Source organism: Campylobacter sp. RM12637, from assembly GCF_020137645.1.
Taxonomy (GTDB): domain Bacteria; phylum Campylobacterota; class Campylobacteria; order Campylobacterales; family Campylobacteraceae; genus Campylobacter_E.
The window spans coordinates 1-25,349 of sequence record NZ_JACGAV010000014.1; the positions used below are offsets into that span (position 1 = coordinate 1).

Annotated in this window: 20 protein-coding genes; 6 read left to right on the forward strand and 14 right to left on the reverse strand. The window is 28.1% G+C overall.

The annotated features are described in order from the left end of the window. Window positions 1–275 precede the first annotated feature (275 nt). Both AVBRAN12637_RS07275 and AVBRAN12637_RS07280 read right to left on the reverse strand, forming a co-directional pair. Complete coding sequence (locus tag AVBRAN12637_RS07275; RefSeq protein WP_336615587.1) at window positions 276–2,000, reverse strand: portal protein; 1,725 nt, start codon at window positions 1,998–2,000, stop codon at window positions 276–278. Between the two features lie 1,234 nt (window positions 2,001–3,234). Next, window positions 3,235–3,462, reverse strand: a complete 228-nt coding sequence (locus AVBRAN12637_RS07280; RefSeq protein WP_336615588.1) for a helix-turn-helix transcriptional regulator — start codon at window positions 3,460–3,462, stop codon at window positions 3,235–3,237. A 305-nt stretch (window positions 3,463–3,767) separates the two neighbouring features. Here AVBRAN12637_RS07280 and AVBRAN12637_RS07285 point away from each other — a divergent pair, with 305 nt between their 5' ends. From AVBRAN12637_RS07285 to AVBRAN12637_RS07300, 4 genes are all read left to right on the forward strand, one after another. After that, entirely contained in the window at window positions 3,768–4,097 is a 330-nt protein-coding gene (locus tag AVBRAN12637_RS07285) for a hypothetical protein (RefSeq protein WP_336615589.1), read from the forward strand. A 70-nt stretch (window positions 4,098–4,167) separates the two neighbouring features. Further along, complete coding sequence (locus AVBRAN12637_RS07290; protein ID WP_336615590.1) at window positions 4,168–4,554, forward strand: hypothetical protein; 387 nt, start codon at window positions 4,168–4,170, stop codon at window positions 4,552–4,554. After that, window positions 4,551–4,676 carry a hypothetical protein gene (locus AVBRAN12637_RS07295; protein WP_336615591.1) on the forward strand — a complete coding sequence of 42 codons (126 nt, stop codon included), beginning with the start codon at window positions 4,551–4,553 and terminating at the stop codon, window positions 4,674–4,676. Before AVBRAN12637_RS07290 ends, AVBRAN12637_RS07295 begins: the two co-directional genes overlap by 4 nt. A 10-nt stretch (window positions 4,677–4,686) precedes the next feature. Beyond that, window positions 4,687–5,991 (forward strand): hypothetical protein, encoded by a 1,305-nt coding sequence (locus AVBRAN12637_RS07300; protein ID WP_336615592.1) that lies wholly within the window; start codon window positions 4,687–4,689, stop codon window positions 5,989–5,991. 160 nt (window positions 5,992–6,151) lie between these two features. On the opposite strand, the gene AVBRAN12637_RS07305 is transcribed toward AVBRAN12637_RS07300, so the two are convergent. The 3 genes from AVBRAN12637_RS07305 to dcm all read right to left on the reverse strand — a co-directional run bounded on the left by AVBRAN12637_RS07305 (window position 6,152) and on the right by dcm (window position 16,538). Then, a complete protein-coding gene (locus tag AVBRAN12637_RS07305) occupies window positions 6,152–6,724 on the reverse strand; it encodes a hypothetical protein (protein ID WP_336615593.1) in 573 nt (190 codons plus the stop codon). A 172-nt stretch (window positions 6,725–6,896) separates the two neighbouring features. Continuing rightward, window positions 6,897–15,533, reverse strand: a complete 8,637-nt coding sequence (locus tag AVBRAN12637_RS07310) for an SNF2-related protein (RefSeq protein ID WP_336615594.1) — start codon at window positions 15,531–15,533, stop codon at window positions 6,897–6,899. A gap of 60 nt (window positions 15,534–15,593) precedes the next feature. Then, window positions 15,594–16,538 (reverse strand): DNA (cytosine-5-)-methyltransferase, encoded by a 945-nt coding sequence (dcm, locus tag AVBRAN12637_RS07315; protein WP_336615595.1) that lies wholly within the window; start codon window positions 16,536–16,538, stop codon window positions 15,594–15,596. A 536-nt stretch (window positions 16,539–17,074) separates the two neighbouring features. Between dcm and AVBRAN12637_RS07320 the strand changes: the two genes are divergently transcribed. Both AVBRAN12637_RS07320 and AVBRAN12637_RS07325 read left to right on the forward strand, forming a co-directional pair. Next, complete coding sequence (locus AVBRAN12637_RS07320; RefSeq protein WP_239803452.1) at window positions 17,075–17,761, forward strand: J domain-containing protein; 687 nt, start codon at window positions 17,075–17,077, stop codon at window positions 17,759–17,761. A gap of 58 nt (window positions 17,762–17,819) precedes the next feature. Next, a complete protein-coding gene (locus AVBRAN12637_RS07325) occupies window positions 17,820–18,494 on the forward strand; it encodes a J domain-containing protein (RefSeq protein WP_239803451.1) in 675 nt (224 codons plus the stop codon). A gap of 2 nt (window positions 18,495–18,496) precedes the next feature. Here AVBRAN12637_RS07325 and AVBRAN12637_RS07330 read toward each other — a convergent pair whose 3' ends face one another. From AVBRAN12637_RS07330 to AVBRAN12637_RS07370, 9 genes are read right to left on the reverse strand one after another with little or no spacing between them, the layout of a single operon-like run. Further along, window positions 18,497–20,089: a hypothetical protein gene (locus tag AVBRAN12637_RS07330; protein WP_336615596.1), complete on the reverse strand. Its 1,593-nt coding sequence runs from the start codon at window positions 20,087–20,089 to the stop codon at window positions 18,497–18,499. 10 nt (window positions 20,090–20,099) lie between these two features. Beyond that, a complete protein-coding gene (locus tag AVBRAN12637_RS07335; RefSeq protein ID WP_336615597.1) occupies window positions 20,100–20,600 on the reverse strand; it encodes a DUF5675 family protein in 501 nt (166 codons plus the stop codon). 38 nt (window positions 20,601–20,638) lie between these two features. Beyond that, window positions 20,639–21,028, reverse strand: coding sequence for a hypothetical protein (locus tag AVBRAN12637_RS07340; protein WP_239803448.1), 390 nt, complete (start codon window positions 21,026–21,028; stop codon window positions 20,639–20,641). Next, window positions 21,018–21,161 (reverse strand): hypothetical protein, encoded by a 144-nt coding sequence (locus tag AVBRAN12637_RS07345; protein ID WP_336615598.1) that lies wholly within the window; start codon window positions 21,159–21,161, stop codon window positions 21,018–21,020. The genes AVBRAN12637_RS07340 and AVBRAN12637_RS07345 overlap by 11 nt, the downstream gene beginning before the upstream one ends. A gap of 1 nt (window position 21,162) precedes the next feature. Further along, a complete protein-coding gene (locus AVBRAN12637_RS07350; RefSeq protein WP_336615599.1) occupies window positions 21,163–21,516 on the reverse strand; it encodes a hypothetical protein in 354 nt (117 codons plus the stop codon). Further along, window positions 21,500–21,856: a DUF1353 domain-containing protein gene (locus AVBRAN12637_RS07355; protein ID WP_336615600.1), complete on the reverse strand. Its 357-nt coding sequence runs from the start codon at window positions 21,854–21,856 to the stop codon at window positions 21,500–21,502. The genes AVBRAN12637_RS07350 and AVBRAN12637_RS07355 overlap by 17 nt, the downstream gene beginning before the upstream one ends. Continuing rightward, a complete protein-coding gene (locus AVBRAN12637_RS07360; RefSeq protein ID WP_239803445.1) occupies window positions 21,849–22,436 on the reverse strand; it encodes a hypothetical protein in 588 nt (195 codons plus the stop codon). The genes AVBRAN12637_RS07355 and AVBRAN12637_RS07360 overlap by 8 nt, the downstream gene beginning before the upstream one ends. Window position 22,437: 1 nt before the next feature. Further along, window positions 22,438–24,984, reverse strand: a complete 2,547-nt coding sequence (locus AVBRAN12637_RS07365) for a hypothetical protein (protein WP_336615601.1) — start codon at window positions 24,982–24,984, stop codon at window positions 22,438–22,440. Then, window positions 24,974–25,321 carry a hypothetical protein gene (locus AVBRAN12637_RS07370; protein ID WP_336615602.1) on the reverse strand — a complete coding sequence of 116 codons (348 nt, stop codon included), beginning with the start codon at window positions 25,319–25,321 and terminating at the stop codon, window positions 24,974–24,976. The genes AVBRAN12637_RS07365 and AVBRAN12637_RS07370 overlap by 11 nt, the downstream gene beginning before the upstream one ends. Window positions 25,322–25,349 lie beyond the last annotated feature (28 nt).

Here is a 25,349-nt window from a genome sequence, read left to right on the forward strand (position 1 = left end):
AAAAAAAAATAAATATAAAAAAAATAAAAAAAAATAATAAAATATAATAAATAAAAGTTTTTTTTTTTTTTTTTTTTTTTTTTTTTTTTTTTTTTTTTTTTTTTTTGAATTTAGAGAATTTGAATTTTAATAAATTCTAATAAAGAGATATTATCTAATTAAAAATTTAAATTTAAATTTATTATATTAAATTTATTTATAAATAAAATATATAAGGGTAGCTTAAAGTTTGCTTAAACGAAAGAAAAAAATAAAAAAGGTGCGAAAAGCCTTATTTAAAGGTCGTTTCGCTCTCCTTGATTATCTGTTTTTTTAAGATGATATTGAGATTGGGCTATATTTTCGGCTATTTTTGATTTTTTGACATTAATGTCGGCTTGTTTTTCTTGTAACATTAGTTGCTGCATAGCTTGATTAAAGTCGGCATTTGGGTCTTGCTGTGCGTTTTGCCCCATTTGCTCTATGTGTTCTTGCATAATATTTGCAACCTTTCTATAAGTTGCATTTGAACTATCACTAAACATCATTGGCATTAGTTTATAGACTAATTGCGGGTCTATTGGTGCAATAGTTTTTAAGATTTCGCCCCAAGTTGCAAACTTAAGCTCACTTGCGTCCGTATCTGTTCTAGTGCTTAGCTGTATATCGTATCTATCAAACGAAATTGCATTATTCATTTTAGGCTTTCCGTTTTCATAGATTACTACGCCGTTTTCTTGCACGGCTTCATTAATTGTTTGATAGTATATTTCGTAATTTTCTTTATCCACAAGTCTAAACACTTGCTCCGTATCAAAATAATGCTGAATATAATCAAGCATAATTCTTGCCATATTTTTTTGCAATGCTATCGTGCTTTGCATATAAAGTTCAAGGCTAATCACACCTGCACGATTACGCTGCATTACGGTTTCTGTGCTTACACGAGTATTTGTAAAGCCTAGCATTTCACTATTAAAACCTACTAGAAATTGTGCTGTGTTACGCTTCTCATTCACTTTTGCAGCTATTTGACTTATTTCTTGAGCTTGATTATCTACACGGATTTTATTGCCCGATAACGCCCCATCTCTTACAGGTAAAATCACATTATCCATACTCGCACCACGCTCGAACTCTTCAGGGTCATCCACTGCACTTTTTTCATAAAAAACTTTAGTGCTATTTAGCATATTTGCCATTCTGTTTTCAGCGTAGTTTATAAAATCAAGCACAGGCTTAAGGGTTCTTAAAAAGCCATAGAAGTTGTTCTTCTCATCTATGTTAAACTTTTGCACGACATAAGGCGTTTTATTAAAGCTTAAAACATTTTTTTCACTTTTAAAAATCATTTCATTATTCCAAAAAACCCTGTGCCAAGCGTCGTTTTCTTTATACCAAGTCTCAACTATACGCACAAATTCACTTCCGTAACTATTAGTTATCACACAGCTAGGAGTGATTTTGCCCTTAAAAAGCTTTTTAGCTTCATCAAGGCTAATTAGTTGGATATGATGAAAATATCTGCTATCTTTTGCATTATATTCCTTGCTATAAGGGTCTATGAAAAATGTTTTAGGGTCAATGCGTTTTATGTGAAGTTCTTTGTTAGGTTCGCCCCATCTGTTTGTAGTTTTACTAGCCACGCACCATATCTTAGCGACTGCCACCCCATTCGCAAGGTCTAAAAAAAGCTTTTTGCTTTCTTTTTGCCACTCGTAATCAAATAAACTCTCTAAAATATTGCTAAGCAAAATCGCTAAGTCTTTGTTCCTTTCTTGCGTAGGCAATACTTGGATGTCTAATTGCTCTTGGTTTTTATAGCCTAGCACTTTATTTATAAGCATTGCGAAAATGTTTTCGCTTTGCGGTGGCTGGCCTCTTTCTTTAAGAATTGCCAAAACTTCATCACTTAGCTGATTATTATGATAATACTCGCAGCTTTGCTCGTATTCTTTGCGTTCAGCGTATTTCATCTCTTTTGCTTCTTTAAACATTTTTTTGAGTTTATCTAGGTTCATTTTTAAGCCTTAATCTTTTTGCAAAAAGATTACCCAAAACCAAAAACTCATTTTAGTGCCATAAATCGCCCCCAAAATTCAAATTCAAGTCGCCCAATTTAAAAATATTTTTTTGTTTTTATGATTGCTTGGCTTTAAAACAAATTGGCTAATTTTTAAAAGAATTGATTATTTGCATAGCTAGGGGTAATTGTTACGATGGGCAAGATAGCCCCCTATGATTTTACGATTTTCACTTCTAGGCAATGAGTATTAGTGAGCGTGTTTTGAGTTATTTTTGTTTAAAAATTTTCGTTTTTGATTTTCTGAATTTGAGCTAAAAATTAGTATAAAAATGTTTATTTGCTTATGTAGTCGTAGTTTTAGCAATATTAAAAATATTATTGTGTTATAAATTGTGCTAAATTGTGCTAAAAAATCTAAAAAAAATAATTTTTGTAAAGGATTAAAGTTTTCAATACAAAACATAAATCCATCAAAAAAAAGCAAAAATATTTTTTTAGAAAAATTAGAATTTTTAAAAAAATCCTAAAGAATTGTCTAAAAACCTAGCACAAATCGGCGAAAACACTTATTTTTAAAGTTAAAAACCATAAAAAATAAAAAAATTTCCTTTCGGTGGGGGGCGGCGAATTTTTAAAAGTGTAAAAAAATCTGATGTGGCGAGTTTATAAAATATGCTTTTAAATTAACAAAAACATATCTAAAATCGTTTTAAATATAAAATTAGTATCTTAGTATGTTTTAGTAAAGTTTTTTGATTTTAAGCGTAATTTTGAAAGATTTAAATCATCCAATTGCTTATAAAAGCTTTCACTCTTATAAGCATTAAAACCGCACCGCAGTTTTTTTGGATTGATTTTGCCTTAAGCTAAAGCTAAGCAGTGCAAGTTTATAATGCTTTTAGGTTTTTTTGAATTGTGCTTTACTTAGAAACTTTTTAAAGTTTTAAGTAAAGCGATTACAAGAATTAAAAATAAAATATATTCTATCATCTTTAATCCACCATATCTTTCCACCCAAAAAAACAAAAATTAAAAATAATTTTAAATCATCTTTAACTCTTAAGCTTTAGCAAAAGACACAAGTATTTTACCAATTTTTCCTTAAAATAAATTTAAATTCTTTATAAAATTAATTGTTTATTAACTTTAGTATGGTATGTGATTTTTTTAAGTGGGGTGGCGAATTTAAATTCTTAAAAAAATACAAGAATTTAAATTCAGAATTAAATCTATTCTTTATTAAATAATTTAGCTAATTTGATTACTTCATCTTTTACACTATCAAAACTTTTTGCCTTCTCATAGTTATCAAACCAGCTCTCAAGCCAAGAAGGCGGCGTGTGATTTTCTCTAGTCCAATTTTGCACGGTTGAGTAAGGAGTGTTTATAAGTTTTGCAAAGTCAGTAAGACTTAATTTCAAATCTTTTAGCTTTTGTTGAAAATCTTCTTTTGTCATTTTTTTTCCTTTTTTTTGATATATGATGATAGTTTAATATATATATGTTAATAAAACATAAAAAATATAAAAAATATTTAAAAATAACATTTATTTAAGTTTAATTTAAGAATATTATGTTACATTTCGCTTAATATGTTTTTAAAACGAAAAAAAATAATAAAGAATGTTTTTTAAACATATATATACTAACGAAAGGAGACTAACCAAATGCCATAAAAAACAAAAAAAAGATTTTAAAACGGATAAAAAACAAGTTGCTTTTTAAAAAGCCAAAAAAAATAAAAAAACAAAAAGGATAAATGATGATAGATTTAAATATGAGTTTAGAAGACTTCTTAAACGAAGTTGCAAGGGTTATGGTTAGCGAGTTGAATGATAAAGATTTTAATAACTTGAGCTTAGAAGCACAAACACTTGTCATAGCTTATAGGCAAGATAATTTCAGTGCTTATGAGTTTCAAGAAAAGCACAATCTTTTGCTAAAACACATATTATTTAGAGAACAAATTTCAGAAGATGAGTTCGTAAAGCTTTACGATGATGAAATGTTTTTAGAAGAGATAAGCACTCTCTCTAAAAACACCAACTTAAAAGAGATTTTAATATCTCATTGCAAAAGGCTTTTTGCTTAAGAGCCTTTTAGCCCTTGTTACGAGCAAGGGCTTTTATTTTAAGCAAAATAATTAAATAAAAGGATAAAAAATGAAAAGATTTAACATAAAAGCTTACGCAAAAGCATTTGAAGAGTTTAAAGAATTAGAAATTATTTCAGCAGGTGCTTATCCAAAAGGACATTCAATTAAAAGAATTGTTACAATTGCAGATACAAAAAGTAGCAGATTTTCAGGTGATAGCATAGAACTTAGCTTAACAATATATGATGAGACAATAAAGGCTGATATTAGACTCAAAAAACTATCAAAAGAGCAAGAAGAATATTTAAGCGATAAAGTAGATTTTGTCAGCGAAGGCGGATTTAATGATGATATGAGAAAGACATATCATCTTAAAGAAAGGTTTAGAGAACACGAAGAAGCACTAAGTGCTTTAAAAGAATTTTGCAAACTTTATTATAAGGATGCAATATGAATTACTTAGCATTCTTAGAATTAATTAAAAGCGATGAGTTCTTAGCTAAACTCATCACTCATAAGAGCCAAGCAAAAACGCAAAATCAAGCGTTTAGCAAATACAATTATATTATTTTTTAAAGGAGTTAAAATGGCAGGTTATGATTGGGCGGCAGGAATGAGTAACAATGCAGTTAAATGTTACGAAGATAATATTATGCCAAAGAGCAAATGGAATAAAGTTAACATATTAAAAGCTTTAAGTCAATTTGATGATTATGAAGTATTTAAATTTTTGCTAGAAAAAGTAATTACTTTTTCATCATTTAAAGAAGCTACGCTTAGATATCACTCATATCATCATACTAGCAAGTATTTCAATGCTACAAGCTTTTATGAATTAGATTTTTTTTATTTTAGGTTTCACATAGAGCAACTAATACCAAAAAATAAAAAAGCTAATACTATTTTAAAAGAATTGATTAATTTAATAAATAATGATGATTTAAGTCTATTAACAACTCTAAAAAATGAGAACATAAACAATAAAGCCATTTTAAATTTTGCTTATGGAAATTCAACGCTTAAAACAGATTATGAAACTTTTATTCAAATTAAAAATATCCTAAAATTAAGCGATGAAGAAATAAAATATTTAAATAAAGAATTTAAAGTTGATATAATAGATTTTAGTGTTTTGCATAAACAAAATTATGAGTTATTTTTAAGCACTCATTTTAGCAATAATTTTTATTGTGAATATCATATCCAAAATATTTTAAATAATAATATAGATGATTTTTTAACTTTTTTTAAGGGTGATTTAAAATCATTTTGTAGCAGTTGTTTTGATGATTTTTTTGCTAACAGAATTACTAATAAAGATAAAATAATAGAGTTATTCAAAAAGTGCGGTTTTAATGAGCTTATAAACGATTTCAATGAAAAATACAAGCTAATGCAAGAATTAGCAATTTTAAGTAATGATTATGAAAGCTTAAAAAATGATGAGACTTATTATGATAAGGTTTTAAGCTTTTTAGATAAAAACAAAAAGCTATATCCTTACAAAACAAAATCAAATTTTGAGTATATAAGAACAAAATATATCATAGATTATTGTGAGATAAAACGCAAATTGCCTTTTTTAGATTTTAATATTCATAATTTTGAAGATAGCTACACAAATGATTTATTTATTTTGCTTACTAAACAATGCAAATATTTTTTAAATCCTACACCAAACAAAAAAGAAATTTTAGAACTAGAATGGTTAGAGCTTATAAAATATACAAGCAAATCAATCTTAAAACTTGATAAAAGACTAGCTACTAAAGAGTTTTTAGCTAAAGCATATTTAGTAAGAGAATACACAAGTTTATATTTTTATAAATTTGATTTTGATGGTAACGAAATCATACAATATGCAAATGAGAATTTAAAAAAAGGAGTGTGATTTTTAATCGCATTATCCTTTTCATTTCTACTTTTTAGATGATTTCACAATCAAAGTTATGAAACTAACATTTACCTAAAACGCATTTATTATAATGCTTTTTTGTTTCAAATCGGTTGTGAAACTATATTTTTTCTTAATTAGATTTTATATTTAAAAATTAAATATTTAATTCACTTTTCAACTCTTCAACTTTTTGCATAGCGTCTTTATATAAAAAATCGGCTGAAAACCAACCCAAATTATAATTATAATAATTATTATCTTTAGTATAATTAAAAATAAAAGCCTTGCATTTTTTAGAAACTTTTACTATTAAATACTCATTTATTCTAAACTTGAAAATCTTATCAGTATATTTTAGCCTATAAATAATCTTATCAATTTTAAGGAATTTTGTTCTTCTTAAAGTCCTACTAAAAACTTGATTTTTAGATTTATTAGGAGTAATATTGACAATTTTAGCAAAATCAATTTTATGGTTTTTTAAAATACTTGCTTTAATTTCTAAAGCTTTAATAAAAGCATCTTTTATCGTAAAATCTTGATAATTAAATTCATTTATTTTCTCAAAATATACCTTATTTTGATAACTCATTTTAAAATCAAATGCTTTAACATTTCGCTCAAATCTAATATATAAATTATCTTTTATTTTAAAGCTTTTCTTTCTAATATTTTCATCTAATTTAAAATCATTTATAAAATCATCAGTAATTTTAATATTTTTCAAGTTTCAAACCTTTTTTATTTTTATATTAATAAAATAGGGTTAAAATAAAAACTAGCATTTATTTTTTTAAATCTTGTAGGTGAACTGCAGATTTCAAACTTAGATAGAATTAGTGCAATAAATGCTACGCTAGTTGCACTATCACTGCAACCAGCGTTTTTTTTACATAAAATCACTCACTTAAATTATCATCTTTACTTTTATTTATTAAATCGTTTTTTAAAGTTTTTGGCTCTTCTTTTATTTCTTCTTTTATAGGCTCGTTGCTTGGTTGCTCTTTAGCTGCTTTTACTTGCCTTTTGATATCAGCTTTAAGCTCTGCGATTTCATTGTTTAGCTTTATGATTTTTTCATCATCATTAAATACTTGCACTTTATATTCTTTTGCTTCGTTGATTTTTTTAAGTGCATTGTATTTTATCTCTCCTTGTTCTTTTAAAACATCACTAAACTTAGCAAAACTATTTTTTAATCTTTGCAGTATATTTGTATTATCATCTAAACTAAACTCTTTTACTAAGTCAAATCTTGTATCAACTCCATCAATTTTATCATATATAAAAAGCTCATATTTATTAAAGCTTTTTCTTTGATAATTCACATAAACTCCATCGTAACTTAATAAAAAATCGTGTGAGTGCTGATTAGCCCTTAAACGCTCTTTTATAAGCTTATTTGTATCAGCATTTTTAGGATATTCTTTACCACCAATTACTACATTCTCGCTTTCTTTTATATCAAGGCTTTTTATTAGCTTTTGCGTTTTATTTGCTTTGCTAAAAAGTGCTTGATTTTTACTTAACATTTGCTCGTTATTAGTGTTTGCAGCTTCAATTGCAGCTTTACTTTCTACTAATTTAGCTCTTTGTTTCATTAGCTCGTGCATTTTAGTTGCTAATTCATTACCATTTGCAAGGTTTGACATAGTCTCAAATGGTATATCTCCTACAAAATTTTCAGCACTATTTAAATTGCTATCTTTTGCAAAAAATGTTCTTGATATATTTTGTTTATGCTTTAATATATCATAAACTTTAGCATCAAAACTCTCTTCTAAAACATAGTTATAGCTTTTTACACTAAAATTATCATATATCTTATTTAGCTCATTTCCTTGCCTTTCAGCACGACCAAGTGCTTGCATATAATCAGCTGCGTTCCACGGAGCGTCTATATTGTGTAATGCTACTATGCGTTTTTGCACATTCACTCCAGCTCCAAGTTTTTGCCTTGAGCCTATTAAAACTCTGACTTCTCCATTCTGCATTTTTTCTAAAGCTTTTGCTATTTCTTCATTTCTTTTATTCTCGTTTGTGATTTTGTCAAAATCTCTAATATTTACGATTTCGCTTTCTTTAAACTTACCACTTTTTATTAATTTTTCTCTTATCTCATCTTGCATAGCATTTGATTTGTCTAAGAACACAATTTGAGTTCCTTTATCTTTATCCCAATCCTTAGCAGTATTTATTATATTTTTTACTGCAGTATTTATTTTAGAGTTTTCATCATCTAGCGTTCCACCATTAAGCCTTATATCAATACTATCATTCATTCTTGCGGCGTTTAATTCTCCATTTGCTGCAAGTTTTCTAGAATATATTTTATCACTTGAAAAAGTGCCTTCATATTTTTCGCTTAGTCTATTTTCATCATACATTTTTTTATAGTGTTCAAGTCCTGCTAATGCGTGATTATTACTATTATTTAAATCATCATAAAACTTAGCATATAATCTATTTCTAGCTTTATGCTCATCTGTTGGTTTAATAGCCACTTCAATATGCTCTATCTTAGGTGCAAGGCTTCTTAGTTTTTCGTGTGCTATTAAATCTCCATTCTTAGCACGGATTTCCCAAATTTCTTTAAGCTCTTTATTACTCATATAATCCATCACGCTAAAAAGCATATTTTTAAGAGTTTTAATATTTACAATATCAGTTATTCTAGTAGCTTCTACTAGCTCGTTTTTTGCATTAGGCTCTAGCACTGCTTCAATTTTTGCGTGTGCGTTTATAAAATCATCAAGTGAGTGTATGTTATACGCTTTTAATTCATCAGGTTTTAGCATTCTCATATATGAATATAGCTCTGTTATGCTATTACTTAGCGGTGTTCCTGTCGCAAAAACAATTCTTTTATCATTATCTCTTAAAAAGCTAGTTTTTATATACATATCGTAAGCTATTTCACTTGCGTCGTTTGCACCAAGTCCTTTTAAGTTTTTAAAACTTGAATAAAAGCTCATATTCTTAAACTTATGTGCTTCATCTACAAATAAAGCGTCAATTCCTAAGTCGTCAAAAAACACATTATCTTTTTCTTTATTTGCAATTTCAAGTCTATTTTTTAACTTGTTTTGGGCGTTTTCTAGTCTTGTTGTTAGATTTTTAATGTTTATATTATCATTATCTTTTGCTTTAATTCTTTTTATCGTGCTTTCTAGCTCATCTATTTCGCTTTTAATAAAATTAGCTTCATATTCAGTATTTATTTTTATATTTTTAAAATTATCGTGGCTTATGATACATACATCAAAATCATTGTATTTCATCATATTAAGAGTTTTTAAACGATTTGCTTTATCAAACTTATCTATCATTAAGATTTTGCTATTTGGATATAAGAATTTAAACTCATTAGCAAATTGACCTACAACCGCCTTTGGCGTTATTATCATACTTCTATTTGCTTTGCCAACTTCTTTAAGTTTCATTACGCTACTTGCAATACTCATAGTTTTACCAAGTCCCATTTCGTGAGCTATAAAAGTTGCTTTATTATCAAGAACCCTTGCCACTGCACTTTTTTGATGGTCGTAAAGACTAATATCAGCATTCATTCCTGCAACGCTAATATGTGAGTTTTCATAAGATTTGTTTATCTTTGCATTTAGCTTATATACACTTTCTTCAATTTCATTTGCATAATTACTTCTTACATAATTATCAAATTTAAGCTTAATATCGTTTATAATGCCTTTTAAAGCTTGTGTGCCTTTATCACTAATTACTAGCTTTTTGTCTATATATTTTTGAGCTACGATTTGCTTATTATTTAAAATAATATCAGCAAAATCGCTAATATCATAAGTTTTATATAAATCATCTACTACTAACTTATGCTCTCCAAGTTCGCTAAAAATAATATCTATTTTACTCGTGTTTGGCTCTTTAATAATATCTTTTATATTAGCTTTATAAGTATCACTAAAAAAGTCTTTTATATATTTTTCTTTTATGATATTTGAACTCATAGAAAAGCTAATATCATCTATTTTAATCCTTTCGGGCAAGGCGTTTTCTAGTTTTTCAAGTGTTTTTAATTGATATTCATCTAAGTTTTTTGCATTTTTAAATTCTGCTATTTTTTCTAATAAATCTCCACTTAAAAGCTCATTTGTATCTACTAATTCGCCATTATGATTTTTAAGCACCAATTCTTTATCTAAAAGCTCTTTTTCAATCTCTCTAACACTAAATTTATTATCTAGCAACTCGCTTAAGCTTTGAGAATTAAATGCGTAGTTTTTGTTTTGATTATAATAGAATGCGTCAGTTATGCTTTTAGGCTTACTTTCAACTTTTACAGGATTAAACACCCTTTTATTAAAAATATCATTTTTATAGTATTTTTTAGTTTTTTCATCGTATCTAATTAATGCTTTTAGCTCATAAGCATAAGCGTCGTTTTCAAGTCCGTATTTTAAAGCGTGTGAATTAAATATATTATCATTTTTTAGCTTTTTTGCTAAGGTATCATAATCACTATTTAGTTTGGTTCTAAGTAGATTTATAGTATCTAATTTAGCGTCGCTTAACTCTGCTTCTCTTAAGCTATTTAATGTGGTTCTTAGGGCTTTTATATTAGGATATAGTTCAATGAATTTTTTATAAGCACTTGCTCTTGTTTTATCAAGTTCATTTAAATTTATTTCGCTATCGTTAAAATATACTTTATTATCTTTTACATAAACTTCGCCAGCTCTTATTTCATCAGCGTTTTTATTGTAATATTCTCTAGCTTTTAGTAGTGGTTGGTCTAATTCTTTGTTAATTATTGGATTTTTTTCGTATTCATAGATTTTAATACTATCTATATTAATCCTTATATCATCATTTGCGTGAGCTTTTTCTAATGCTCCACCACTAAAAATATCTTCTAATTTACCATATTGATTTGTTTTTTGGCTCTTACTTGCACCTAGTAAGTTTTGTGGATATTTTTCATAAAAATTATTTAGCATTACATCTATGTTTTGCCCTGTGCCTTTGCGTAAAAAGATAATATCAGTATTAATATCTGTATCTTTAAACGCCTTATTAGGCACTTTTATCATCGTAATAAAATCAGCGTTTTTATGAAGAAATTCTTTCATAGCATTATCCATATTATCAATAAAACTATGAGTTATTATCATACCTAAAACGCCGTTTTCATTTAAATCATCTATCATTTTTTTAGTAAATGCGTTGTGTATATTTAGCTCTTCATTTTTATAAAAAGTTTTTATATTGCCATAAGGTGGATTTGCTAAGATGAAATTAGCCTTAGCACTTGTTTTTATATAATCATCATTTATTAATTTTGATGATGGATAAAGCTGCTTTGTAAATCTTGCAATAACAGGATTTAGCTCAACTAAATTAAAGTTATATTCGTTTTTGTTTCTAACGAATGCACCAAGCCCAACGCTAGGCTCAAGGATTAAATCTCCTTTATTTAAGCCTAGCTTTTTCATTATCTCATACATATTATTTACAATTGCAGTAGGGGTAAAATATGCGTCTAGCGTAGCTCTTTTTAATTGCTCTATCTCGCTATCATCTAAAAACTCTTTTAGTTCTTTTAGATATTTACTATCTTCACTAAATACTTTTTGTGCGTCTTTACCAAATCCACTAAAACTAGCTAACAATCTTTGTTCTTCTTCATTAGCAATTCTTCCTGTATTCTCAAGCTCTTTTAATAACTTTAAGCTTTGTATATTTGTATTAATATTTGCTTTATCAATTGTTCCTGCATAATTTTTAGTAGCTTCGCTTAAAGCCCTTTGCTCTTTTGCTTCTTTTATGCTCTCATTTAATACTTTTTCATCACTTAAATCTTTAGCTACCTTTTGCTTAGCTTTTTTAGTAGCTAAATGATTAATCGTTTCTTTTTTTTCTAGCTCAACACCTGTGATAATATTCTCTTCGCTTCTTGCATATTGTTGTCGTATTCTGCTATCTCGTTCAAATCTATTAGTATCAGCAATCTCTCTAAATCGCTCATTACCATTCTCCTGTAATTCTCCTGCTTTTGTGTGTGTTGCGGTGGGTAAATTTCTTGTGTTATCACTTGCCAATTCTGTGTTATCGTATCTAGTATTATCCATAGTTTTTTCTGCATTAAGGCTATTAGCATTTCGTTGCTCTGATAATCCAGCCAAGTCGGTATCAGATGATTGCTTAGATACTTTATCTGCCAATCGTTCATCTTGATTTTCTCGTATTCTAGTATCTGTCTTAGTAAGCTCTCTTCTTCTATCCCCGCCAAATTCACTTCTAAACTCTGTTGCTCTTCCTTCGTTAAGGACATTATAACTTCCCTTAATGCCATTATCTTGCGATAATTCGTTAAATTCACCAATTCTGTTGAATGTAGCACCTTTTGAATTTGTTCTATCATCTAAATAACTCCTTTTATAAAATTCTTCTTCATTATCATTTATTTTATTTATATATTTCTTAAAATCCATTTTAAATATTTCATTATCAGCTCCTAAGCTGCCTAATTCATCAAATGGTCTTAAAGTCATTTTATTAGCTTCTTCTTTAGTAAATCCCACATCCATCAAATCAGCTTTGCCTGAATTAGGTGTAACATTATCTAAATCTATTTCACGCTCTTTTACTTTTCTTGGTGTTCCTTTTTCGCTCTCTTTTATGATTTCATCTTTGATATCCACCATTTTTTGAGTATCATCTACCATCTCTTTTAAAATACTTGCATAGGCTAATTTGCTATCTTTTGCCAAGTTATAGCTCATTTTTAGGTAGTCGTTAAAATCATTTATATTTTTAGATTGTTTAATGCCTTGCAGGATATGATATTGAAACGACGCTTTTTTACCACTATCAGTCCAAAACATATATTTTTTTAAGCTCTGCATAAAAAGATTTGAAAGCATTGTAAAAAATCTTGTTATTACATTTTGGCTAATACCTTGTGATAATTGCTCGGTAGCATCTTTACCAATAGCTTTTAAAATTTTTATATCATTTGCAAAAAACTTAGAATATGTATCAATTAACTCCACCATATCTTTGCTAGTTTGCGATAAAAAGTTATATCCTTTTAAGCCATCTGCGATTTTACCATAATCATAACTTACAATTTCGCTTAATCTTTGTGTATGGATTTTCTTATTAATATTTCTTTCTATTATAGAAAACTCTATTTTTGCCCTTTCACTATCGCTTAGTTTTGATATAAACCTATGGAAATAATTTTCGCCTGTTTCATTTCTAATATCATCTTTTAATAATTTTTCATAAGCATTTAAAAAGGCGTTATTATCTAACAATCTTTTATCTAAAGTTTCTTGTAAGCCTATCGTATCATCTAATAAAACTGATTTATAGAAGTGATAATCATCATTTACGGCTCTAAATTCTTTTGCTAATTCTTTATGTCCGTTCTTTTCAAGCTTTTCTAAATAATCATATATTTTACTATCTAAAATATCTTTTAAAGCTTTATAATCTTTCTTTAAAGCACCTTTATTTGTATTTGAATAATAATAACTATAAAGCTCTTTTCTAATTTCTATTAGTTCATTAGCATTAAAGCTTTTTAAATTGTGCTTATCATCAAAAACAATATTTTCAAATCCCCTAAAAAACTTTTCTCTTTTTTGTCTACTTGTTAAATGTGCGATATTTGTATCGCTTTCTAAAAAATTATTTAATAGCTTTGAAAATTCTTTAATATCTACTTTATGATTTTCATTTTTGTCAATTTTCTTTATTTTTTCATAGATATTTGCATAGTTATTTTTAATCTCATCAATATTTTTAAATATGATTTTGCTTATTTCTTCTTCACTTACATTATCTTTTATTTGTCCCATAAAAGTATGAAAAGCTCTTGTATGAGCTCCTATGATATTTTTTTCTAAAAGTGGTGCGTAGCTTATGTTTTTCTGCACTGCTTCTATTAAGTTATCTGCACCTTGTTCGCTAACTAATGCCTTTAATAGCATTTCTTTTTGTGATTTTGTAATCTCTTCTTGAGCGAAACGATTAGCTATTACTCCTACTACTTTATCTGCAAATTTTTCTCTTACTTCGTGATTATGTTTTATTTCACTTAAATCAGCAAATTTATATTTTTCATTTGCATTAAGTAATACTTCATATACATCATCTTCTATTTGCAAACCTTTAGTGTAATTTTCTGCTGCTCCAATACCTTGACCACCTATAAATTTACTCGCTCGTTTTTTTGCATTAGTAGGTATTATTTTACCTATGGTCATATTAAAACCTTTTGAAATTAGTTTTGGTGTATTTAATACTCCTAAAGCACCTATATCAACAACCGCAGAAAAAGCGGCTGCTTCTTTTGCTTTTTTTAATGCTTCATCCCAATTGCCATCTACACCTAATTCGTTGACATTTTTATAATAATCAACTATAGAACCACCACTAGCAGCTAAAGCAGCCGCTGTGATTGAACCTGCTAATTCTGTAGCTAAAGTTGCTCCAAGTCTTGCTCCTAAAGTATTTTTAGCAATAATTCCGCCACCTAAGGCACCTGCAGCAGTTAGAGTTGTTTCAAATGGTGCAGCTTTTAAATCAGACCATATACTATTGCTATCTCCAAGAAATATCTTTTTACCTGTAATATTATCAATCGCATAATAATTTTTACCATCTTGAGTAATTTGGCTATTATAGTTTTTGTTAAAATATGAATTAACTTGAGCTTTTACTACAGCAGTCTTGTCTAACAATTCAGCTTTATCATTATTATCTCCTATTGCTGCTTTTATAATATCTGAATAATCAGTATATAAATGATTAGCCTTTGCTGCTATATCATTAAACTTATTATTGACTTCATTTAACGCTAACATTCTATCTAATATAAAATTATCAAGGGGCTTGATTTTTTCTTGTTTTAGGGCTTGATTTTCAATGTAATTAAAATAAGCTTCTGAATTAAAATCATTTTTATCTATTTTATAATGAGCAAATAAGCCATCATCTTCTAAATCTTGCATACCTTGATTTGTAAAATCATTTATTTGTTTTACTACATTATTTGCATATGTAACAACATCTTCTCCTTTGTTAAATTGTCTATAATTTTTAACTAATTTATTTATGAAACTATCGCTTTTTATTTTAGTATTTTGCTTAATCTCATTAGTATAAAAATCAAATTCTTCTCTTTCTTTTTTAGTTATATCATTAATATAACCTGTAATATCACTTTTATTATCTTTTGCTATCTCATTTAAAGTTTTCATTTCATTTATATTATTAGATATCTTAGTTTTATCATTAAATGCTTGTCCTACTTGTTGCATAGGCGTTTGCGTAGGCGTTTGTGTTGGCTCTTGTGTAGGTGTTTGCGTAGGTGTTTGACTAGGTGTTTGTAAAAACTCATTATCGCTTGTATTTATATCAGCGATTATGTTTTTTACTTGTTTTGTAGCAATATTGTCAATCGCTTTACTTTTTGCTTTTGCTTTTTCATCTATTAAACTTTTAAACTCTTCATCTTCATTATATAATTTTTGAAATTCTTCATAAGTCATCAAAACTCCTTTTAATTAAATTAAAAAGAGTTTAGCGTTTTGTAAAATCTCATTTTAGTGCTATAAATTATGCTTTAAAGCTTCTTTGATACTTAATGCAATTTCTTTTATGAGTGGCACTACGACACTATTACCTGCTGCTATGTAAAGTTGTGTTTTAGATATATCCTTTGGATAAATAAAATTATCAGGATAGCCTTGCAGTTTAAAGCATTCTTTAGGAGTTAATACTCTAATCCTATCATCACTTGTTTTTATAAAAGGTGTTCTACCACCACCCTTGCCCATACTTGCAAGTAAGCAAGGACATACATTATCTTTATTTGTTCTAGCTTGTTTGAATGCAATAGTATATATTTTATATTTTTCTATATCTTTTACTAATTCATATCTAGTAAAACTCTCTTTTATATAATATTTCTCATCTAATAAAGCATTAAAATCTACGAAATCTTTAATGCTTTTAGTTAAAGGCACTTTTTTTAAAGGTTTGTATCTTTCATAAGCTCTTTTATCTTTAAATCCGATTATAAATATTCTCTCACGATTTTGCGGGATATTTGCATATTCCTTTGCATTATAAATATTTATATGTAAGTAATATCCTAAATCCTTAAGAGTATTTTTAATAATATTTAGCGTTTTACCCTTATCGTGATTTACAAGTCCTTTTACATTTTCAAGCATAAAGGCTTTTGGATTTTTAAGCTTTATCATTCTTGCAAGTTCAAAAAAGCAATTACCATTAACTTTGTCATTAAATCCAAGCTTAAGACCAGCAAGGCTAAAGCTTTGACAAGGAAAACCACCCACTATTACATCACAATTAGGCACATTATCTACATCTTTTATATCTTTAATATCTACTTTGTGTTTGAAGTTTGCTTCGTATATTTTAGCTGCTAGTGGATTTATCTCGATTGCATAAATTATATTAAATCCAGCTTGGCTAAATCCTAATTCAATCCCACCACTACCTGCAAAAAATCCTGCAACTTTTAGCATTTGTCTATCCTTTTTATTTTCAAGATAGCTAAAAGCTAAAAATCGTTTTAGTGCCGTAAAGTGGTTATTTCCAAAACGGAAAATACCATAAAAATATTATTTAAAATGTTTTTAATAAAAATTAATTTATAATATGATTTGCTTTTTGCCTTAGGCTTGTTAGGGTGGAAAGGTGGTAATATGGGAGAAACAATTATTTTAATCGTTTTAATCATAGCTTTACTTAGAACCTTAAAAAAGTTCTAAGTAAAACACTTTTTTAATTCTCTAATCAAATTATAGTGAAGCACGGCTTAGCCTAAGCTTAAAGCAATTCACCTAACCCTAGCAAATTAGCCGTGTTTTGCTAGGGTTTATAAATAGTATAACAATAAGAATAATCTATAATTAAAATTGTTTTTTTTATGTTTTTTCATTTATTCTGTCCTTTCTTATATTTAATATAACTAAAAGTTAAAAGTCGTTTTATGCTATAAATATAAATATTAAAATATTTTTTAGTTTATTTTATTTATAATGTGTTAAAAAGGATTTTTTTGGCAGATTTTATAATAGGGCTTGTTGGAATTGGATTTGTATTGGCAATAGCTGCTCTTGCTTCAGGTTTAATGAAAATTGCTATACCAATTTTAACTGCTATCGGTGGGGTTATTATTGGATTTGCTGTGTTGCGTTGGTTTTTAAATTTTTTATTTTCAGATAAAAGAGAAAAAGAAAAAACCATTGCGATATGTAAAGAGATATTGAGCGATATAACAGAAGATATGGTAGGTGATAATAAAAATTGCGATTTAGGAAAGCTATTAGAAGAAAATAATAAACGCAATGAAGAAGATTTGCAAACCAATACAATGGATAATCACTATGAAATATTGGGTATTGATTATAATGCCAACCTAGATGAGATTGTAAATGCTTATGAAAATAAAAAAGCTCTCTTGATTGAAGATTATGGCACAGCTACTAACAAAAAAGGCAAAAGATTGTTTAAAGCCTACGCAACTCTTAGTGATGAAACAAGTAGAGCAAAATACGATGAAGAGTATAAGCAGTTTTTACATCGGCATAGCAAGGTATATTCAAAATTAGTCCCTATGTTTAAGAAAAATGAAGATTTATATAAAACGACAAATGATTATGAATACGAGAAGTTAAACAAGCCAAAATACTTAGGTAGACCAAAAAGAATTAGTGAAATTACTAAGAAAGTAGATTATAGGTGATTTCTTGTATAATAATTTATGTTTTTTTTAATTTTTAATATATTTAAAAAGGATTTTAATGGCTGAATTCATAGGCAGTTTAATTGGACTATGCGTAATGTTAGCATTTGCTTCTGGTGCAATGTGGTTATTAGTGCATATTGCCCCTTTTTTAATAGGCATAGGTGCAATTGTTATAATTTTATTTTTAATTATTGGTTTTATTGGTTTTCTTTTTTCTGATGAATCTAGCGAAAAAGATAAACAAAAATCCATAGCTTCAAATGATAGCTTGAATGTTAATAGTAAAAAAGAACAAGATACCGAAACTATAATGCTAGATTATTATAAAATCTTAGGTGTTAGTAGGGCAGCTAGTTTAGATGAAATCATAAATGCTTATGAAGATAAAAAAGAAGAATTAATTAACGAATATGGCACAGCACTTAATAAAAAAGGTGAACTTTATCTTAAAGTTTATTCAATTCTTAGTGATGAAACAAGTAGAACAAAATACGATGAAGAGTGTAAATTATGTCTACATCAACATAGTGGAATTTATAATAATCTAGTTCCTATGATGAAAAAGAATGAAAATCTTTACAATAAAACTAATTCAGAAGAGCAGTTAATAGAAGATAAACATACAAAAGATAGCAATTTAAGTTATAATCAATGGGATTGGAAAAGAGCTTTAATAATAGCCTTAATATTAGGCTTGGCTCCTATATTATTAAAGTTTTTCCTGTCTTAGTTTTATGCAAATGGGCTTCTTTTAGCTAATTCTAGCGTAGGATTTGTAGGATTTTTATTACTGCTTGTAGTTTCGGTATATTGTTTTAAAACCAAATTTATCTCATTATCTTCGCTATTGAAATCATCTCTAACCTTTTTATTAAAACCACCGACATTAGATACTAGATTTTTAACATCATTGCCATAACTATCTCCTATATTTAAAGCTTGTCCTATGATATAATCATCAAGTGAGCTAAGACTTTGCCTAAAAGCGTTTAAGTTGTTTGCAAAAGTTGTTGGGTCATCAACTAATTTAGTTAAATTCTGATATTCTTTAGATAATGTTTTGCCTTTTTCTGCACTTAATCTTGCTTTTATTTGTGTCATTACGGATTCTAATTCTTTCATATCAGAAGTAGAGCCAACCATATTAGCAGCTACGCTATAAATCTTATTATTTATACCAAACCATCCTACCTTATCACTTAAATAAGCTGCTTTATTAATTAGGTTTTTTACTTCTTTTAAATTCTCTAAGTTCGTAAAAGCGTCTTTTGCTATTTCTTTACTTGTTTTAGTTTCAAGAATTTTATATATATCAGATAAATCTGATTTGTATATTGTATTTTGATAGTTCATTAAGGTATTATTTTTATTTTCTAGGTCTTTTTTTGCACCATCTAATTCTTGTATTTGTTTTGCTTTTTCTTCATCGCTAATTAAATGATTATTTCTTATAGAACTGATTTGATTTTTAATATTAGTTATATCTTTATTATTTTTGTTAATTTCTTCTTTTAATAGTTTTTCTTTGTTAAGGTTGTTAAATATTTCGTTCGTATCTATTCCACTTGTTGCATTTGCACCATTGCCACCTTTACTATAAGGACTAAACCCTTGTGTTATAATGCTATTTGTTTGTGCGGTTTGTGGCAAATATTTTGCAAAATTTATTTTCTTTCTATGAATTTCACTTAATTTATTAACTCTTTGACTATCGTTTAATAGTGGATTATTGAGTGTATAATTATACTCATCATCAAGGTTTTTTACATAACCATTCTTTAAATCATCTCCTTTTAAGTTAGGAAACTTGAGTGAAAACTCATTAAAATCACTCATTACTTTTTTAGCTTCTTCTTGTTCTTTGTAGGCTTGGTCTTTAAAAAACATATTTTGCTTACGCTCATTTATAATTGAATAGGTATTGCTTAAGTTTACTTTGTGATTTTCCTTTTGCATTTTAAATATTTCAGGTTGTGTTTTTGTAGCGAATTGATTTTGCTTTAGAGTTTCCATATCGTTTGCGGTTTTTATTTGCTCTTGTGCGATTTTATTATTTTTAGTTTGTCTAGCTATATCTAAATCAATTGCACCTTTTTGCACTTGATTTTCTAGGTTCTCTGTTCCTAGCTTAATCGCTCTAATCCTATCATCTTGAGTAGCTCTTTCATAGCCTAATCTCAAGTCACTTAAATCTATTTCATTTTGGCTTAGTCTAGTTCTAATGTAATTATTATACATTTCTTTAAAGCCATCTCCAACTGCTTGCCATTCATTTTTATCAGGCTTTGCCATATTTAGCAAATTACTATCTACATATTGTCCCATTTTATCTCCTTTAACTTAAACATACGATTTCATCTTCAAGTTCGCTAGTAATTTCTAGCGTTGCTACCACTTGCTCTTGTTTTAGCTCATACTCATATTTTTTGCATAAATCATAAAGATTATCGTAAAACTCCCCTGTAGTCTTTGTAGAGTTCCATACTCCTGTATAATCCTTATCCACCACGCCAAGCAGTATGCAGCCAAGCGTATCTTTTAGCGTATTTCCGATATGGATTAAGATATATCTATCTTTATCTACATTTACATTGCTTACTCTAATTAATAAATTATTTGGATATTTCTTACTTCCGTTTTTCTTACTTGGGCTATAATGCAAATCGCATTCATACACTCCAATTGGAATTGCCATATCACAACCTGCTTTAGTGCCTACGATTAATTCTTCTAAACTATTACATTTATATATGAGTTTATCATCATCATACAAGCTAAACGCACCAAATCTTCCGTGTGAATTTAGCTTGTATCTATGTAGCTTAATTTTTATCATTCTTGCTCCTTTGCTTTAGTCTAGCAAAAGAGCAAATTTCATTTTAGTGCTATAATTTTTTTATCTATTTCATTTAATTTATCATCTAGTTTATCAAGTCTTACTTTTACACCTACGCAAGTATCTTTTACATATTCTATCAAGTGCTTATTTACTTCATTGTTTTGTTTTAATTCTGTATCAATACTGCCTAAAAGTTCTATATTTTTAGCGTTATTTGCATTACTTTCTATGATTTTTTGATTTATCTTATCTGTTAAATTATATAAAGCATTTGATGATTTTACCAGCTCATCTGTAGTTGATTTTGAAAATCTATAATGTTGATATTCACGATATACAATCCAAACAAACATAATTCCTATAATGCCTAAGTCTTCAAAAGCTTTAGCGGTTTTTACTACTATTCCTATCGCTTCAGTTTCCATATTCTCTCCTAATTAAATTAAGCTTATATTTACAATCTAAATAGCCATCGTTTAAATCTATTAAAAACAATGCTAAATCACTATTTTTACTCATTTTATAATTTGAGTAATCTATACTTTTACACTCTAGCAAATTACTTGCTATTCTTTGCTTTACATACACTATTTGCGTTTGTTTGCTGCAAGCTGCAAAAAACATCAACGAAATAATCGCTAAGCTTATCTTTACTTTTTTCATTATTTAACGCCTTTTTTATTTGAATATTTTTTATATTTTCTTGCTTTATTTCTTGTGCTTTTAATTCTTTATTTAGGCTCTCTATTTTCCTAATTTCTTGATTTAAATTCTCTATCGTTTTTATATGTTCTTGTTTCGCCTTTAGCTCTTCATTTAGCCTTATTTTTATGTGCTTATTCTCGTGATTTAGATACAATAAACATAGCAATAAAACACCGATTATTATTAGCTCTTTATTTATACTTAACATAATGATATGCCCTACAAAATATATAAAAAATCTTAGCTTTAAACTTATTTACATTAAGCTTTCTAAGGCACTCATAAAACACCTTATCTGCAAAATAAAACATCGCATAATTTTTATTATCCTTATAAGCATTTAAGCACAAATAATCGTGAATAGTAGCTGCACTGATATATTCAGGACTATTCGGTGGAAACAAACTCCATAGAATTCTTGGAATATTCGCTCCGTTCGTGATAAACCCCTTTGGAATACTAATAATTCCGAACGAACTCTCATATTCATAATCTTGCACTAATTCCCACCTATCTTTTTTAATTGGCTTAAGTGTTACTCTATTCAAAACTTATCCTTTCCAGCTCTTCTTTAGTGGTAGCTTTTTTAAGCTCATCTAGGCACTTTTGTCTTTTTCCGATGAGTGTTGCACTAGCGTTTGCGTATAAATTAGCTTTAGCTACTACTTTTTGTGCTAAGTCGTTTAAAGGCACTTCACGGCTAGTTGCAAGTGCTTTTAAAAATGGTGCTTTGCTTTCATCATTACTAGCTAGATACTCTCTAGCTTCACGCTCTTGCCTTTCAAAAGTAAGCCTTTCTTCATCAGGCGTTTTGTCTAAGTTGCTCATCGCATTTTTAAAGCTAGTTTCTATTTCACTTAGTTTTTTCTCTTTAAACTCATTAAAACTTAGCTCCATAATTTCAGGCTTATAAATAAACTCGCCGTTTTCGTAGAAATTCACTTTATTTTGCATAATTTGTAAATAAACTTCTTCGCTAACTTCTATGCCGTTCTCAAGTTTTTTCATATCAATATAATCAATAAAGCCGCTTTCTTTTAAAACAACGCTGTAAACTTTCTCATCAGTGTAATAATCGCTAAAATCATTGATAAAATCATCTTGTATTAAATTGTTTAATTCTTCCATCTTAATATCCTATTGCTACAATGTTAAATGTTAAGGCGTCAGCTTCGCTAAGCTGATTTACTTGCACTTTTAAATCTTTTCCTGGTGTTGTTTCTTCTTTGTCTTTTATTGAATATGAAAAACTTTGACCACTCATAAAAAAGCCTTTTCTATCCATTCCGACCATAAAGGCTCCTACAACAGGTAGTTTAAAGTCATATCTAAAAGAATATCTTTTTATATATCCTTTATTTATTGTATAAGAATTAGTACATATTGCATCAGTGCAAGTTGGAACTACTTTAAGATTTCTTAGCATTATTACATTGATACCATTGCATTTAAACATTTTTCCACTCGGTATATCTGTCTGTATTATTGGTTGTTCGCTAGTAGTCCTATCAAAAAATACTCCATTTTTATAAAGTGTATTTGGCACTAGATTACATTTCTTAGGAGAGTTCACAAAACTCCCATTCGGATGTGCTTCATACATAGCAAATCCTCCCCAGTCCACTAGGAAGCATTCTAATTTAATGTTTTTAAAAATATCTCTATATGAATTTAGTTTTGTATTTCTTAGGCTTACAATTGCACGATTTGAAGTATCGTAAGTGTTAGTTAATGCATTTAAATTAGCGTTTTCTGTAAAATAAAGACAAGTTTCAATAGTGTTTGTAAAAGTGCAACTTCTAACATCTGCAAAACCATTATAAGAGATTATTCCGTAAATTGAATTATTTACACTACATTCACAAAATCTAAGCGAACTATTATAACCTAATTGAATTAGTCTTTGTGGCTTATTTGTAAAATCAAATTTACATCTATAAAATAAGCAAGATTTAGAATGAAAAAATCTAAAAACTGCAAAATTTGCACTTGCTTCGTGGGCGAACTCACATTTAATTACTGCATTATTTGAAATAAGTCTTATATGCGTTAAATCTACATTATCAAATGTAAGTTGCTCGTTTAAAACAAAATTAGGTAAAAGCGTAATAACACAATCTCCTACATTTGCTCTTGCTTTTTTGTAACACATTAACGCCTTAAACGCGTCGCTTAGTTTCGCATAAGTTCCACCGGTGCCTACGCTTACATTAATAGGCGTATCATAGACTTTTACATAATCATTCTCAACTGCTTTAATTCTTACTTCTAAATCGCTTTTAGCTTTTGTTAAGTCCCCTATATTTGCTTTTGCATTTAGTAAATTATTGCTTTCTGTTTTTGTATAAACTTCGCTTTTATTTGCTTTAGTATTAGTTAGATTTGAAATATCATTCTTTATTGGATTTAAATCCGTATTGTTAGCTTTTGCATTTAGTAAATTATTGCTTTCTGTTTTTGTATAAACTTCGCTTTTATTTGCTTTAGTGTTGGCTAGATTTGAAATATCATTCTTTATTGGATTTAAATCTAGCTTATCAGCTTTATTATTAGCTAGATTAGAAATATTATTTTTAATTGGCTCTAAATCTGTATTATTTGCTTTATTATTAGTTAGATTTGAAATATCAGATTTTAGTGGCTCAAGCTCTAGCTTATCAGCTTTATTCTCTTGTAATTTTGCTATTTCATTATTCACTAAGTCTAAAAGCTCATCGCTTTCAATCTTTGTGTAATAATTATCTAGCTTTGTGTTTTGCTCTGCTAAAACTTGCTCTAAGTTGGTCTTAATTGTATCAATTTCTGACTTTGTGTTTATTGCAGTTTGTAAGGTAGTATTTGTAGTTTTTAGCTCTGTTAATACTTCATCCAAGCTTCTTCCGTTTAAGGCTATTAAAATCTTATCAAGTGTATCAATGCTATCTTTTATTTTTAGCTCTAATTCTTCATTTTTAACAAAAGCTTCATTATAATTGTTTTCTAGTGTTTGTATTTTTGCAATGTATTCATTTAGCGTATTCTCAAACCAAGTAGCCTTGCTAAAAATATCTTCAGCTTTAGACATTAGGCATTGACTACGCTTTCGCATTTCTTTAATCTCGTTTGAGATTACGAGGCAGTTTGTCCTAGCACTTTCTATACTTTCAAGCGTATTTTTTAGTTCTACATCCTTAACAGCCAAGCTCTCATTTAATGTATTTGCCCTTGTTAAGCTTTCGTTAAGCCCTTTTAATGCCAAATCACAATCATTTTTGTAAGTTTTAGTAGCTAAAGCTACAGCTTCTTTGATAGCTTTAATTTCGGCTAGTAATTCAGTATTTTTAGCATTTAGCTCGGTGTAATTTGATATTTTACTATCTACATTTTTTATAAGTGCTGCTTCTTTTATCACTAGATTATTAATGCTAGTAAAGAGTGCTTTTACTTGGGCTTGATTACTTGCTATCTCATCAAAAAATACTTTTGCATTAGCTAATTTTTCGTTTATATCATCTAGTTTTAGCTTAGTTCTTTCATTGTAACTTGCACTTGTTTTTAGCTCGTTTTCTAGTGCAGTCTGCACTGAAAATATATTTTTTTCTATCAATATATTTTGATTATGAATGCTTTTAATATCATCGTATCCACTCACAATACTTTTTAGCATTTCGCTTAAGTTTTTTGGATTATCTATCATCGCTTATCCTTTCTAACAAAAATTCTTCTAAGCCTTTTTTATATTTTTCATCTATTTCGCTATTAAAAAGGAGCAAATATTTTGAATCAGGATTTAGTAGTTCTTTATCAATTTTGAAAAAGTCTAATTTATTTAAATTTAAAGGAGTATTAATGTAATCATCAAAACTACTAAATATGCCATTTCCTGAAAAAACATAGTAAATATTGTTATTTTCATCAGCGTAAAACTCATCAACTCTTAATGTGGCTCTGTTATTTTCAACTTGAACTAATTCTTTTACAAAAGGATTTTTTAGTTTTAAAGTTTTAGCTTTTGTTATGACTTCTCTTTGCATTTTTTGCTCCTTGTAAGAAATGTAGCAA

Bases quoted from the DNA above. Each gene is read 5' to 3' on its own strand.
- AVBRAN12637_RS07275 (WP_336615587.1), bottom strand. From the start codon at position 2,000: ATGAACCTAGATAAACTCAAAAAAATGTTTAAAGAAGCAAAAGAGATG.
- AVBRAN12637_RS07280 (WP_336615588.1), bottom strand. From the start codon at position 3,462: ATGACAAAAGAAGATTTTCAACAAAAGCTAAAAGATTTGAAATTAAGT.
- AVBRAN12637_RS07285 (WP_336615589.1), top strand. From the start codon at position 3,768: ATGATAGATTTAAATATGAGTTTAGAAGACTTCTTAAACGAAGTTGCA.
- AVBRAN12637_RS07290 (WP_336615590.1), top strand. From the start codon at position 4,168: ATGAAAAGATTTAACATAAAAGCTTACGCAAAAGCATTTGAAGAGTTT.
- AVBRAN12637_RS07295 (WP_336615591.1), top strand. From the start codon at position 4,551: ATGAATTACTTAGCATTCTTAGAATTAATTAAAAGCGATGAGTTCTTA.
- AVBRAN12637_RS07300 (WP_336615592.1), top strand. From the start codon at position 4,687: ATGGCAGGTTATGATTGGGCGGCAGGAATGAGTAACAATGCAGTTAAA.
- AVBRAN12637_RS07310 (WP_336615594.1), bottom strand. From the start codon at position 15,533: ATGACTTATGAAGAATTTCAAAAATTATATAATGAAGATGAAGAGTTT.
- dcm (WP_336615595.1), bottom strand. From the start codon at position 16,538: ATGCTAAAAGTTGCAGGATTTTTTGCAGGTAGTGGTGGGATTGAATTA.
- AVBRAN12637_RS07325 (WP_239803451.1), top strand. From the start codon at position 17,820: ATGGCTGAATTCATAGGCAGTTTAATTGGACTATGCGTAATGTTAGCA.
- AVBRAN12637_RS07330 (WP_336615596.1), bottom strand. From the start codon at position 20,089: ATGGGACAATATGTAGATAGTAATTTGCTAAATATGGCAAAGCCTGAT.
- AVBRAN12637_RS07335 (WP_336615597.1), bottom strand. From the start codon at position 20,600: ATGATAAAAATTAAGCTACATAGATACAAGCTAAATTCACACGGAAGA.
- AVBRAN12637_RS07340 (WP_239803448.1), bottom strand. From the start codon at position 21,028: ATGGAAACTGAAGCGATAGGAATAGTAGTAAAAACCGCTAAAGCTTTT.
- AVBRAN12637_RS07350 (WP_336615599.1), bottom strand. From the start codon at position 21,516: ATGTTAAGTATAAATAAAGAGCTAATAATAATCGGTGTTTTATTGCTA.
- AVBRAN12637_RS07360 (WP_239803445.1), bottom strand. From the start codon at position 22,436: ATGGAAGAATTAAACAATTTAATACAAGATGATTTTATCAATGATTTT.
- AVBRAN12637_RS07365 (WP_336615601.1), bottom strand. From the start codon at position 24,984: ATGATAGATAATCCAAAAAACTTAAGCGAAATGCTAAAAAGTATTGTG.
- AVBRAN12637_RS07370 (WP_336615602.1), bottom strand. From the start codon at position 25,321: ATGCAAAGAGAAGTCATAACAAAAGCTAAAACTTTAAAACTAAAAAAT.